Here is a 13,837-nt window from a genome sequence, read left to right as displayed (position 1 = left end):
TTGTGCCAATTGAATATTTCAGATAGACTTCCTCTTAGCTGATTAAAGTACTTTTTCATCTTTCGCAAATAATGAATATATAAGGCTTTAATCAGTCCTTTCAATATTTTTTATCGTGTACAGAGATGCCTGACATATAATTATTGCAAAACATCTGTTGTAATGATTTAATTAAGTATCTAAATACTGTTAATTTTCAGGGTACATTCATGGATAAAAATTATCATACCTTATCTCGTCCTTTTTGGATAGTTTGGGCAATTGAGTTCTGGGAAAGATTTGGTTTCTACGGTTTTCAGGCGATTATCGCATTATATTTCACCCAACAGTTACATCTTAGCGAATTAGAAACTATTTACCTAATGGGGTCTTTTTTTGCTTTTACATATGGATTTATATGGGTTGGTGGCATTATTGGTGATAAAGTTCTTGGAACAAAACGTACAATACTTATTGGGGCGGTAATCCTTTGTTTATCTTACCTAAGCTTCATTTTTGCTAATGAAAAATCAATATACTACATATTTGCAGGTATTATTGTTGGTAACTCTCTATTTAAAGCAAACCCTTCTTCTTTAATATCAAAAATGTTTGATAAGGGTGATGGTCGTTTAAATAGTGCTATGACACTTTACTACCTTGCTATCAATATGGGTGGTCTTTTGTGTATGGCCTTAACCCCTATAATATCTCAGGCCTATGGATACACAGAAGCTTTTATAATTTGTGGTGTTGGTTTGCTTATAGGCATACTAGGTTTTATTATGTTCTTCAAACATCTTGAAGACTTAGGATCAGAGCCAGGTAAAAAACCTCTGAACATTACTCATGCAGCATATGTAATAATTGGAAGCATCATATCTATAATTTTCATAGCAAATATTCTTCCGAACACTGGATTATGTATCACAATAACAGCTATTGTTGTTATTGTTGCTACTATTTATTTTTTAGAAGTAGCGATAAAACTTAATCCATACGAAAGAAATAGAATGTTAGTTGCATTAGTACTAATTATTGAAGCAATATTCTTCTATGCATTGTACTTCCAGATGCCAACAACTCTAACATTTTTTGCACTACACAATGTTGACCTATCTATATTTGGATGGCATGTACCAGCCGCACAATACCAGTTCTTAAACCCTCTTTGGTTGATGCTACTGTCTCCGATTCTTGCTATTTTATATAAGAAAAGCAAAATGACTCATGCAACTAAATTCAGTATTGGTATAGCTCTTATGTTTGTCTCATATGCTATCCTTTATTGCACAAAATATTTTGCTACAAATGGGATTATTTCAGGATACTGGCTAATTCTAACTTATGCCTGCTCATCTCTTGGAGAACTATTAATATCTGGTCTAGGATTAGCTATGGTTGCAGAACTATGTCCTGCAGCGATATCAGGCTTTGTTATGGGATTCTGGTTCCTTGCAACAATGGTAGCTTCTTATTTAGCTTCATATATCGGATCATTTATAGCTTTACCTCTATTTGATAACAATATCACTAGTCAACAAAGCTTAGATACTTATACATCTGTATTTGGATATGTCGCTATATGTATATTAATAGTTACTATTATAATGGTTATTTTAACACCAATACTTAATAGATATATTAAAAAAATAGATGTAACTGACGATCATAGAGCAGATGCTCCTAGCGTTGTAATTAAACAAAAATAACAACAATCACTCACATACTTATATTCCTTCATAGATTTAATTTCTTAAAATCATTTCAAAACGTTCTATTTTTGCTAGAATATCTAATAACACATTAGAAATAATATTGACTATGAGTACTTTTTCTAGCAAGACTTGGATATCAAATTATCCAGAGTATGCACCAGCAAATATCCAAGAAAATCAATTTACAATCCTTGATATGTATGAAAAGTCGATTATGCAATTTCCATATAGAGACGCAGTTTCATGTCATGATGTAAATTTATCATTCTCCAAGCTCGATGACTTAGCTACCAGAGTAGCAAGTTTCTTACAAAATGACTTAAAGATTGAAAAGGGAGATAGAGTAGCTATTGTACTACCTAATTGCTTGCAATTTACAGTTTGTTTATTCGCTTGTATCAAAATTGGTGCTGTTTTTGTAAATACTAATCCACTTTACAAAGCTGATGAGCTCGAATCAATTTTTAATAATTGTGATATTAAAACAGCTATTGTCATGGATATGTTTGCGCACCACATTCAAAAAGCTAAGCTAAATATTAACTCATTAGAAAATATAATTGTTACAAATATTGCTGATTTATACCCATTCCCTAAAAAACAAATTATTGGCTTCGTATCAAAAAACTTAATAAAAGATAAACCAAAGTATAACAAAAAAATCTTTATCCCATTTACTAAAGCTATTAAGGCTAATAAAAAACTATATAAAAAACCAGATATAGATAAAGAAGATATACTATGCTTACAATACTCAAGTGGCACTACTGGCAAGCCTAAGGGAGCAATATTAACTCACAATAATCTTGCCTCCAATATTCAACAAGTATGGGCTTGGGTAAAACATGATATGGACATGTCCGATCAAGTTATAATAACAGCTTTACCTCTCTATCATATATTCTCTTTGAGTGCGAATTTATTGTGTTTTTTCTTTGCTGGAGCTAAGAATGTTTTGATTCCTAATGCTAGAGACATAAAAGATTTGATTAAAACCATGTCAAAAAATGAGTTTACTATTTTTAATGGCCTAAATACTCTTTATATGGCTATGCTAGAACATCCTGACTTTGAAAAAATAAATAAGACAAGATATCAGTATTCACTAAGTGGAGGCATGCCTATTTCTCGTAAGATATACTTGCACTGGCTAGATAAAACTGGTGTAGAACTCAAAGAGGGATATGGAATGACAGAAATGTCTCCAGCTATAGCCCTAAATAAGTTTAATGAATCAGAAGATGATTACTTTGGCACATGCGGCTATCCTATCCCAGGCACAGAACTTAGCATCAGAGATATTGAGACAAATCAAGAAATAGATGAATGCTACAAAGAAGGAGAAATCTGGCTTAAAGGACCTCAAAAATGTCATGGTTTCTGGAATGATAAACAGAATAATGAACTATATTTTACAACTGATGGTTGGTTAAAAACGGGTGATATTGGCTATATAGATAAAAAAGGTCGCCTAACCATATCAGATAGAATAAAAAACATGATTATTGTATCTGGATTTAATGTTTATCCTCGTGAAATTGAAATATGCATTCTAAAACTAGATTACATAAAAGAAGTTGCCGTAACAGGTGTTAACTCTAAAGTTTCTGGAGAAAGAGCAATCGCTTTCATATCTTTAGAAAAAGGTTCTAAGGCAACGGAAGATGATATTATAAAGCACTGTAAGGAAAAATTAGCTAGCTATAAAATCCCTAAATCATGTATTTTTGTCGAGACTTTACCAAAAAACAACACAGGTAAAATAGATATTAAAAAACTAAAAAAAGACTTTTTATAAAAGACATTATTAATTTTCTTTAGAAAAGTATTGCTTTGGTGTTTTTCCAAAAGCCTTACGAAACATGGCTATAAAATTACTAGGTGATGCATAACCAAGTGAATCTGCAACTTCAGTAACTGATATATCTCTAGCTAACATATCTAGTCCACGTGCTAGCTGAGCTTGTTGACGCCAACGTGAAAAACTAAGACCTGTTTCAGATAAAAAGATTCTTCTTAACGTTCTAGCTGACATTGCACCAAATGAAGCCCACTGCTCTAAACTTGTTGCTATTGATGGATTATCAATAATTGCATTAGCAACTTTTAAAGCCCTTTCAGTCTTTGGCATCGGTAGGTGAAGAGCCTCTTCCGGCGCAGAGCTAATTTCATTGCAAATAATCTTTGTAATATATTCTTGATCTACTTTTAACTTTTGTTTTTTATCCCATTCTGTAGCTCTAAGTGCAAGTGCTCTAAGTACTTCACTCATTGGAATAACCCTAGAGCTTTTCGGCATTTCCTCACACATACTAGGTAGTATAAAAATAACCCAGCCAGTTACTAATCCACTTATACGAATTTTATGAGATGTACTAGGTGGAATCCAACCTGCCCTATTAGATGGGAGCACCCATGACCCATCAGGCGTACTTACGTGTACTAGTCCAGATTCAATACAAAATATTTTACCTCGAGAATGTTCATGCCAGTCAGTTTCTTGATTACTTATTCTATTTTCACTATCAGAAGTATTGCCACCCTTTATAGCAATTATTGACGGCCCATCAAGCCATTGACTATAATTTGATATTTCTTCATCAATAATATTTTGGCCAATTTTCAATATTTATTGTCCATACAATGCTATAATACATTACTAAAATTGTGCAATAATTCTACAATAAAATAAACTGTAAAATTAAATTCCTTAGTAATATAGCTAAAAGCTATAGTATATTAACAAGATTCTAACTATAAAATAATAGGGTTATGCAGACTGATAATACAGCAAACACCGGCTTCTGGAGTCAGAAAAGAACAATAGTTGCACTAGCAATAAGCTTGTTAGCATTAGCTGAAATTGTTGACTTAACAATTGTAGCTGTTGCCATACCTCAAATCATGGGAGCAATCGGTGCAAACGTTGAAACTATTGCTGATGTTACTACAGTATATATTGTTACTGCAGCAATCTTTATATTATTATCAGGGTTAATCATAGAGAAATATGGCATAAAGCGTGTAGCTTTAGTTTCATCTGTAATTTTCGGAATTTCATCAATCATGTGTGGGCTATCAACATCTCTAGCTGAAATGATTGTATTTAGAGCTTTTCAGGGTATGGGAGGAGCATTTCTACCATCAGTAGCACAGACATATATCTCTACAAACTTCAGAAATGAAGAATACAACAAAATGATGACTGTATACAGTATGGTTATCGTTATGGGACCTATCATAGGGCCTGTTCTTGGTGGAGCTATTTGTGAAAATATGTCTTGGGAATGGATCTTCTATGTAAACGTTCCTTTATGTGTCGTAGCTTTTATAATTATTTTCTTTATGATGGAAGCCACAAAAATCAAAAAAATCAAAATTGACTACATTAGCTTTGGATTTATGGCTATTGGTGTCGGATGCCTAGAACTTTTCATAGATAATGGAAATACCAATGGTTGGTTCTCTTCTATAGAGATGATTATACTTTTAAGCATATCGATTGTTTCATTAGGATTTTTTATCTGGAGAGGTTTAATATACTCTTCTGTTGTAAAATTCAGAATATTTAAGAATTTCAATTTTATTTTAGCATGCTTTTTATGCTTTATGTTTGTGCTATTATTTTCTGCTGCTATGGCGTACTTACCAACAATGCTACAACAAGTATATGGCTACCCAGTTGATTTAGCTGGTTACATAACAGCTCCTAGAGGAGTTGCCGCAATTTTTGGTGCTGTAATCACACAAAATTTTTTAGTGAAAAAACTGGGAGTTAGGACAACGATAAGCTTAGGAATGCTTACATTCGGAGCCTCTTGTCTAATGCAAGCAAGTTTCTCACCCACAGCTAGTGAATTTGATATAGTCTTAACTACTGCTATTCAAGGACTAGGCATGATGATGTTTTTCGTTCCATTCATGAGTGTGCTTGTCGTTGGAGTAGCTGATGAAGATATGGGCGATATGTCAGGATCATTCAACTTTTTCAGGAACTTTGGTAGTTCGGTAGGTACTGCTTTTGTAGCAACTTTTATATCAAGAAACCAACAAACCACATATCAAGAATTATCACAGAATATTTCATATATGAACGATAGTTTTCAAAATTGGACTAGCACATTACCAATAGCCAATAATACCGAAGCGATGGCCATGGCAAAGCAACAAGTGTTACATCAAAGTAGCTTATTGAGTTATGTCAATTCTTTTTATGTTGTAGGTATTCTTAGCTTATTACTAGCTATTGTACCATTTTTGCTAAAAGAACCTCCTAAAGACGCTGCTGTTCCAGCAATGCATTAATTTTATTATAGGAATAATTTAAAATGTCAGAAGAAAAGAAACTTGATAATCAAACATCAAAAGAAGAGCAAAACCCTAATACTAAAAAAGAGTCTAAATTTTCAACTAAGAAAATAGCTATTGGATTAAGTATAATCACAGCAACAGCTTTTGGTATCTATGGATATTATAAATATAATAAAGTTTTTCCAAATACTGATAATGCTTATGTAAAAGCTGATGTTATTAATATTTCTCCAAAGGTTGGAGGATATATTGAAAAGGTGTATGTACAAAATAATCAGTATGTACATAAAGGCGACAAGCTAGTGCAAATAGATCCAAAAGATTATCAACTACAAGTCGCTAATGCTAATACAAAAATCATACAAGCCAAAGGCCAGTTAGCCGTAGCTCAAGAGCAAGTTAGTGTTGCAAAATCAAACCTTACTAAAGCCCAATCATCTCTGGATACAGCTACAAGTATGGCTGATAGATATATAAAACTCTATAAAGAAGATGCAGGTTCTTTACAAGATGCTCAAAAATACATAAACCAGAAAATACAGGCCGAAAAAGCTAAAGATGAAGCATACTCATCTCTTAAACAAGCTCTTGTACAAGTAGAAATAGCTAAAGCTCAAGTTAGTGCTGCAAAAGTTGGTTATGATAACGCAAACTTAAATCTCAGCTACACAACTCTTTTCGCTCCAGATGATGGTTATGTTTCTAACCTAAAAATATACAAAGGACAGCTAGTTTCAACAGGGCAACCTTTATTTGGTTTTATCGATAACAGAACATGGTGGATAGATGCTAACTTTAAAGAGACTGATCTTGATAGAATCAAACCTGGTCAGCCAGTAAAAATTGAACTAGATATGTATAGTCATACATACACTGGTAAAGTAAATAGTATAAGTTATGCCACAGGTTCGGTATTTTCACTATTGCCTCCTGAAAATGCCACTGGTAACTGGGTTAAAGTTACACAACGCTTTCCTGTCAAAATAGTGCTTAAAAATGATCCTAAATATCCATTAAGGGTTGGTGCAAGTGCGACAGTAAAAGTAGATACTTTGTAGGTGGCTATACTATGATAAAAAATAAATTTATTTCATTTACATTAATTACAGCAACATTATTAACCTCTAGCTGTAGTTTTTTTAATCCCAAATATGAAAGACCTGAGGTTAAATCTCCTGCTCTTTGGAATAGCCAAGATAAAAATATTGAAGTAACAAAAAACTGGAATCTTACAAAAATTGCATGGTGGAGAGAATTTCACGACCCTGTATTAAATAATCTTATAACTACAGCATTAAAAGATAACAACAAGTTACAAGTTTCTATAGGAAATATTCTCCAAGCTAACGCTGAAATAAATAAGGCTAATTATGGTTGGTTACCCACGGCAAGTGTTGGTGGTGGCGGATTTGTAGCTCAAGCCTTTGATATCAACTCAAACTCAAGTATCCCTCAACTCAACAATGTTGGCACTCAAACTGCTGGTGGTTCTTTAGTAGGTATCATCCCCAGCTATACAATAAATATTGCTAGACAGTTTAAGCTAGGAGAAATCTCTAGATTAAGCAAGAAAATGCAGGTCAACCTTAAAAATACTACAAGACTATCAATTATAAGTCAGGTCAGTGCTGCTTATTTCTCACTAATCACTGCTCAAGAGCAACTAAAATTACAAACTAGAATGGTAAATCAATTAGAGCTACTCTTTCACTATGCCCAAAACCAGCACAAACTTGGAGCTACTTCCCCAATGCTTGAGGAAATAATAAGACAACAGCTTGAAGCTCAAAAAGGGAAAGTAGCTATGATCGAAAATGATATAGTCCATTTTCAAAACACTCTCAAAATTTTGATGGGTAGAAATCCGGGTAAAATTGTGACTTCAAGAACCCTTGATGACATAAATGCAAATGTAAAAGTTCCTGTTAATATGCCTTCTCAAGTACTAGAAAATAGACCTGATGTTGGTATTGCAGAATACAAACTTGAAACAGCTAATGCTAATATTGGTTTAGCCAGATCTCAATTTTTCCCAAGCATTGATTTAACAGGTACTTTCGGAAACGCCACTTTAGCACTTGGTGAGCTAGCTACAATGAATGCATGGGCATGGGCTGCTGAAGCTGTAGCTGCTGTACCAATATTTAACTTGAGCATCCTCGCTGATAGTGACAAAGCAAAAGCTCAGTTCTATCAAGCGTACTATGATTATATAAATACTCTACAGAAGGCATTCCAAGATGTTGACGACACCCTGTCTGAAAGATCTGCAAATGAAAAAAATTATAAAAAACAAACAATCTCTCTAAAATCAACTGAAACGCAAGAGAATATATTTGCTAAAAAATATAGTTCAGGTGCTATTAGTAAAGCTCAATATACAGGTATCACGCTCAATGTTCTATATCAGCAAATGCAAGTAAATCAAGCTAAACTAAAATCTTTAATAAGCATCGTTAACCTATATCAAGCTCTAGGTGCTGGCTATAATGTAGACAACTATAAAGATCCTCATTATAACAACCCTGCTTTTGATAAATAACTCCTTCTAAAAAGGTATATATATTAATTTCGTAATATTTTTTGTTATGATAGAATCCCTGCAAATTTAAAAAAAACATCTAATAAAGGCTATATAATCATGAAAATAGTAAAAAACTTTATTGTAGAACAGTATTCTAATAATTTAATAAAATGGTTAAAAGAGACTTGTATAAAATATCCTGCTGAAGGTTTTGTGATTGGTATTAGTGGTGGTATAGATTCGGCAGTAGCCGCATCTTTAGCAGTCAAAACAGGATTACCTACAACTGCTCTAATATTACCATCGAAGAACAATCAAGACCAAGATATGCAAGATGGAATAGAACTGATCAAAAATCTTAATATAGAGTATCATACTGTTTCAATACAACCTGCTTATGACACGTTTATAGAGTCAACATTTAACTTTACAAACTCACAAAATGATCGCCAACATGTTATCAAAGGAAATGCCCAAGCCCGTCTTAGAATGATGTATTTATATGCTTATGCTCAGCAAAATAATAGAATTGTTATAGGTACAGATAACGCATGTGAATGGTACATGGGATATTTCACTAAATTTGGTGATGGTGCAGCAGATATATTACCACTTATTAATCTCAAAAAATCTCAAGTTTTTGAACTAGGTAAATACTTAAAAGTGCCAAAAAACATTATCCAAAAAGATCCTTCTGCCGGTCTATGGCAAGGTCAAACTGATGAGGATGAAATGGGTGTCACATACAAAGAAATTGATGACTTCTTAGACGGTAAAGAAGTCTCAGAAAAAGCTCTCGAAAGAATAAGCTTCTGGCATAATCGTAGTCACCATAAAAGATCCATGGCTTTCACCCCTAATTTTTAATAAAGCTTATCTAAAATTATATTTGACTAAAATCAAAAAACTAATATATCATAATTAAAAATAATCATCTAAAAATCATTATGAAAAAACTATTTACAATATCTCCTCTTCTACTGTCACTCATTGCTTGTGCTCACCTGGACAACAACGACAAAATGACCGAGCTTTATGTTGATAAGAAAACTCCAAATATCCAAGATATAAGCTTTAATAAATTAGGTACCCTTCCAACAAATATAGAACACCAAAGCTATTACAACGTCATAGTTTCTGGCTCTGCAATAGCTAACTGTAATGTTTTTGATTATGGCAGTAAAAAAATCGATGAACCAGGAAAAAGTCAAATATTTATAGGTGATGCTCGAGACTGGGACATTGTTAGGATTGATTGTCGTAAAAATAATGGTAAAGGCAAAGCTGGTGAAATATATGATCTAAAAATAAAACTTCTTTCAAATGATACAACTTACTATGCTTCAACAAAAGTTAGACATGGATAAGTCCTAAAAGAAGCCTAGAGAAATAAATTAATAGAATACTAATGTTAATAAAAATTTGAAGAAACTAGTTCTAATAAAAACTACTACTATTCAAAAAATTTCTTGGCATAATCTTTGACGTTATCAAACCAAGTTTTGCTTTTTGGAGAATGTTTATTTTGGTAATCTTCACCTAGACTATTAGCAAATTTTTCTAGTAGCTCTTTTTGTTCTGCATTTAGATGAATAGGCGTCTCAACAACTACTTTACAAAGAAGATCACCTCTTCTTTGGCCTCTTAGAGACTTCATTCCTTTTTCTCTTAAACGAAAAACTTTACCTGTTTGTGTTTCGGGTATAACCTTAAGAACCACCTCGCCATCAAGAGTTGGTACTTTGATCTCACCACCAAGGCAAGCTTTTGTGAAACTAATTGGCATTTCACAATATAGATTCATATCTCTTCTTTCAAAGATTTTATGCTCTTTGACTAATATCTGTACATACAAGTCACCACTCATAGAGCCATCAGATCCAGAATCACCCTCGCCTTGAAGCCTGATTCTATCACCGTTATCGACACCCTCAGGTATCTTCACTCTTATAGTTTTTTGCTTTTTAACTTTACCACTACCATAGCAGTCATCACAAGGATCAGCGATACTATTACCACTACCATTACAAACAGGGCAAGTTTGCTCAAAAGCAAAAAACCCTTGCTGTCTACGAATAGTTCCCTGTCCGTGACAAGCATGACATGTTGTTTTAGTTTTGGATTTAGAACCTGTACCTTCACAACTATCGCAAGATTCCATTCTTGGTACACTTATCTCTTTTTCAATACCAAAAAAAGCCTCTTCCAAACTAATCTCAATAGTATACTCTAAGTCACTACCTCTAGAGGCTCTAGATCTACCTGACCCACGTGATGCACCACCACCAAAGAATGTATCAAAAATATCTTCAAAGCCACCAAAGCCACCAGCTCCACCTTGCTGATTAACTCCAGCATGACCAAATTGATCATATCTAGATCTCTTACTATCATCACTTAAAATTTCATAAGCCTCTGATACTTCTTTGAATTTTATTTCTGCTTCTTTATTATCGGGATTACGATCTGGATGATATTTCATTGCGAGCTTTCTATAAGCTCTCTTGATTTCAACACCCGAAGCTGTCTTAGATACATTTAAAATTTCATAATAGCATTTCTGTTGCATTTTACCTAACCTAAAAATTTTGGACAGAGTATTATAACAAAAAGAAAAGTGTGGATAAACCACACTTTGTTGACTTGTTTAGATTTTATTTATTTTTTGTCTTCTTCAACATCTTCAAAATCAGCATCTACCACATCATCATCTTTCTTTGGCTCTTCGGCTTGAGCATCACTTTGAGCACCTGCAGCTTGAGCTTGTTCAGCATATGCTTTTTGAGCAATTGGTGAGAATACTTCCTCTAGAGCTTTTGTTTTAGCTTCAATAGCTTCTTTATCATCACCTTTAGTTACAGACTCAAGATCTTTACAAGCTTCTTCAACTTTTTCTTTTTCTTCTGCAGTCACTTTTTCACCTAACTCAGCAATAGCCTTTCTAGAGCTATGGATTAGATTATCAGCTGTGTTTCTCGCAGATACTAATTCATGGAACTTCTTATCTGATTCAGCATTAGCTTCTGCATCTTGTACCATTTTTTCGATTTCTTCTTCAGATATACCACCACAAGATTTAATCACAATATTTTGCTCTTTACCCGTAGCTTTATCTTTTGCAGATACATTCATTATACCATTTGCATCCACATCAAATGTTACCTCAATTTGTGGCATACCACGTGGTGCTGGTGGAATATCTGCCAAGTCAAACCTACCTAAAGACTTGTTCGCAGAGGCCATTTCACGCTCACCTTGAAGTACATGTATAGTTACTGCCGGTTGGTTGTCTTCAGCTGTAGAGAATACTTGTGACTTCTTAGTAGGAATCGTTGTATTTCTCTCAATAAGCTTAGTCATCACACCACCCATAGTCTCAATACCTACAGACAAAGGAGTTACATCAAGTAATAGTACATCTTTAACATCACCAGAAAGTACACCACCTTGGATAGCTGCACCAACTGCTACAGCTTCATCAGGGTTTACATCCTTACGTGGCTCTTTGCCAAAGAACTCTTTTACTTTTTCTTGTACTAGAGGCATACGAGTTTGTCCACCCACTAATAATACTTCTGTAATATCAGATTTGCTTAAACCAGCATCTTCAAGAGCTTTTTTACAAGGCTCTAAAGATCTAACTACTAAGTCAGCAACTAAAGACTCAAACTTAGCTCTAGTCACTTTAATATTTAAGTGCTTAGGTCCAGTAGCATCTGCTGTAATATATGGTAGGTTAACATCAGTTTGCTGAGCTGAAGATAATTCCACCTTAGCTTTTTCAGCTGCTTCCCTTACTCTTTGTAAAGCAAGCTTATCATTATGAAGATCTATACCTTGCTCTTTTTTGAACTCATCAATTAGGTAGTTCATTAAGGCAACGTCAAAGTCTTCACCACCTAAGAAAGTATCACCGTTTGTTGATAATACTTCGATTTGGTTATCACCGTCGACATCAGCAATCTCAATAATTGAAATATCGAATGTACCACCACCTAGGTCATATACCGCTACAGTTTGCTCACCTTTCTTAGAATCTACACCATATGCTAGCGCAGCAGCTGTAGGCTCGTTAATAATTCTTTTTACTTCAAGACCTGCTATTTTACCAGCATCTTTTGTAGCTTGTCTTTGACTATCATTGAAATATGCTGGCACTGTAATTACAGCTTCTGTAACTGACTCACCTAGATAATCTTCTGCAGTTTTTTTCATTTTTCTTAGAACTTCTGCAGAAACTTGTGGTGGAGCCATTTTTTTGCCTTCTTTAGTAGCAACCCAAGCATCTCCATTATCAGCTTTAACAACCGCGTAAGGTACTTTCTTCTTAATATCATCCTGAACGACTTTGTCGTCATACTTACGACCAATTAGTCTCTTGATTGCAAAGAATGTATTATCAGGATTTGTTACAGCCTGTCTTTTAGCTGCCTGACCTACCAAAATTTCTCCTCCATCTGTGTATGCAACAACAGATGGTGTAGTTCTATGGCCTTCAGCGTTTTCTATAACTTTAGCATTCTTACCATCCATGATAGCAAGACAAGAGTTAGTAGTACCTAAATCTATTCCTATAATTTTTCCCATGAAAATTCTCCTGTATTATTTTAATTTTATTTTTTAAACTTTTTTCAATCTCGACTTATAGATGGGTATATCTATTAGCTTTTCAAGTATTTTTTTTAATTTTTTACTATAACTACTTTAGCAGCTCTAACTACACGACCATTTAGCATGTAACCTTTTTGAAATACATCAAAAATAATATTATCTTCAAGCTCCGGATTAGGAACCATAGCCATAGCCTCATGAATATTGGGATCAAACTTTTCGCCTTTTGGATCTAGCTCTTCTAGGCCATTTTTCTTAAGGATGTCCACAAGCATCTTAGATGTTAGCTCAATCCCCTCTTTCATTGCTATAGCTTCTTCAAGCTTAACCTCATGCTTTAGAGCTTGTTCAATACTATCAATTACAGGCAAAAGTTCCTTAGCAAATTTTTCTATGCCAAATTTACGAGCATTAGATACATCTCTTTCAGCTCTCTTACGAATATTCTCCATCTCTGCTTTAGCTCTCAAAGCTTCATCTTTAAAAGAATCGCAAGTTCCCTCTAATTCCTTAATCGTATCTTTTGCTTTGTCTAGTTGCTCTTCAATAGATATTTCTTCAACAGAATTATTAGAAGAATCCTGATTCACTTCTTCTGCGTTATCTAGAACCTTATCTTCTGTATTATTTTTTTCTTCTTTACCCATAAAACAACCTTTTCTTTTGATCTTGTTAATACTACAATTTGTTAGAT

General features: G+C 33.9%; 11 protein-coding genes. 7 read left to right on the top strand and 4 right to left on the bottom strand.

Features of this window, described 5'->3' with window-relative positions; all coding sequences use genetic code 11:
* Positions 1-209: 209 nt before the first annotated feature.
* Positions 210-1,691 carry an oligopeptide:H+ symporter gene (locus F3D57_RS08245; protein ID WP_150465888.1) on the top strand — a complete coding sequence of 494 codons (1,482 nt, stop codon included), beginning with the start codon at positions 210-212 and terminating at the stop codon, positions 1,689-1,691.
* A 112-nt stretch (positions 1,692-1,803) separates the two neighbouring features.
* The gene (locus F3D57_RS08240; protein WP_150465887.1) at positions 1,804-3,495 is read left to right on the top strand and encodes a long-chain-fatty-acid--CoA ligase; all 1,692 of its coding nucleotides are present in this window, start codon (positions 1,804-1,806) and stop codon (positions 3,493-3,495) included.
* A gap of 9 nt (positions 3,496-3,504) precedes the next feature.
* On the opposite strand, the gene F3D57_RS08235 is transcribed toward F3D57_RS08240, so the two are convergent.
* Positions 3,505-4,326 carry an AraC family transcriptional regulator gene (locus F3D57_RS08235; RefSeq protein WP_149368522.1) on the bottom strand — a complete coding sequence of 274 codons (822 nt, stop codon included), beginning with the start codon at positions 4,324-4,326 and terminating at the stop codon, positions 3,505-3,507.
* 143 nt (positions 4,327-4,469) lie between these two features.
* Here F3D57_RS08235 and F3D57_RS08230 point away from each other — a divergent pair, with 143 nt between their 5' ends.
* The 5 genes from F3D57_RS08230 to F3D57_RS08210 all read left to right on the top strand — a co-directional run bounded on the left by F3D57_RS08230 (position 4,470) and on the right by F3D57_RS08210 (position 9,899).
* Positions 4,470-6,002 (top strand): MDR family MFS transporter, encoded by a 1,533-nt coding sequence (locus tag F3D57_RS08230; protein WP_150464466.1) that lies wholly within the window; start codon positions 4,470-4,472, stop codon positions 6,000-6,002.
* A 23-nt stretch (positions 6,003-6,025) separates the two neighbouring features.
* Positions 6,026-7,066 carry an HlyD family secretion protein gene (locus F3D57_RS08225; protein WP_013922812.1) on the top strand — a complete coding sequence of 347 codons (1,041 nt, stop codon included), beginning with the start codon at positions 6,026-6,028 and terminating at the stop codon, positions 7,064-7,066.
* Positions 7,067-7,077: 11 nt separating this feature from the next.
* Positions 7,078-8,550: a TolC family protein gene (locus F3D57_RS08220; protein WP_150464467.1), complete on the top strand. Its 1,473-nt coding sequence runs from the start codon at positions 7,078-7,080 to the stop codon at positions 8,548-8,550.
* A gap of 99 nt (positions 8,551-8,649) precedes the next feature.
* Complete coding sequence (nadE, locus tag F3D57_RS08215; RefSeq protein WP_150465886.1) at positions 8,650-9,399, top strand: NAD(+) synthase; 750 nt, start codon at positions 8,650-8,652, stop codon at positions 9,397-9,399.
* An 80-nt stretch (positions 9,400-9,479) separates the two neighbouring features.
* The gene (locus F3D57_RS08210) at positions 9,480-9,899 is read left to right on the top strand and encodes a hypothetical protein (protein ID WP_150465885.1); all 420 of its coding nucleotides are present in this window, start codon (positions 9,480-9,482) and stop codon (positions 9,897-9,899) included.
* A gap of 86 nt (positions 9,900-9,985) precedes the next feature.
* Here the strand turns inward: F3D57_RS08210 and dnaJ are convergent, their stop codons facing one another.
* The 3 genes from dnaJ to grpE form a co-directional block, all read right to left on the bottom strand.
* Complete coding sequence (dnaJ, locus tag F3D57_RS08205; RefSeq protein ID WP_150465884.1) at positions 9,986-11,101, bottom strand: molecular chaperone DnaJ; 1,116 nt, start codon at positions 11,099-11,101, stop codon at positions 9,986-9,988.
* Between the two features lie 89 nt (positions 11,102-11,190).
* Positions 11,191-13,119: a molecular chaperone DnaK gene (dnaK, locus tag F3D57_RS08200; protein WP_150465883.1), complete on the bottom strand. Its 1,929-nt coding sequence runs from the start codon at positions 13,117-13,119 to the stop codon at positions 11,191-11,193.
* Between the two features lie 95 nt (positions 13,120-13,214).
* Positions 13,215-13,790: a nucleotide exchange factor GrpE gene (grpE, locus tag F3D57_RS08195; protein WP_013922806.1), complete on the bottom strand. Its 576-nt coding sequence runs from the start codon at positions 13,788-13,790 to the stop codon at positions 13,215-13,217.
* Between the last annotated feature and the right edge of the window lie 47 nt (positions 13,791-13,837).

Source organism: Francisella sp. SYW-2 (genome assembly GCF_008711475.1).
Classification (GTDB): domain Bacteria; phylum Pseudomonadota; class Gammaproteobacteria; order Francisellales; family Francisellaceae; genus Francisella; species Francisella salimarina.
Note: the sequence above shows the minus strand (reverse complement) of the source record. Positions and strands in the feature narration are given on the sequence as shown.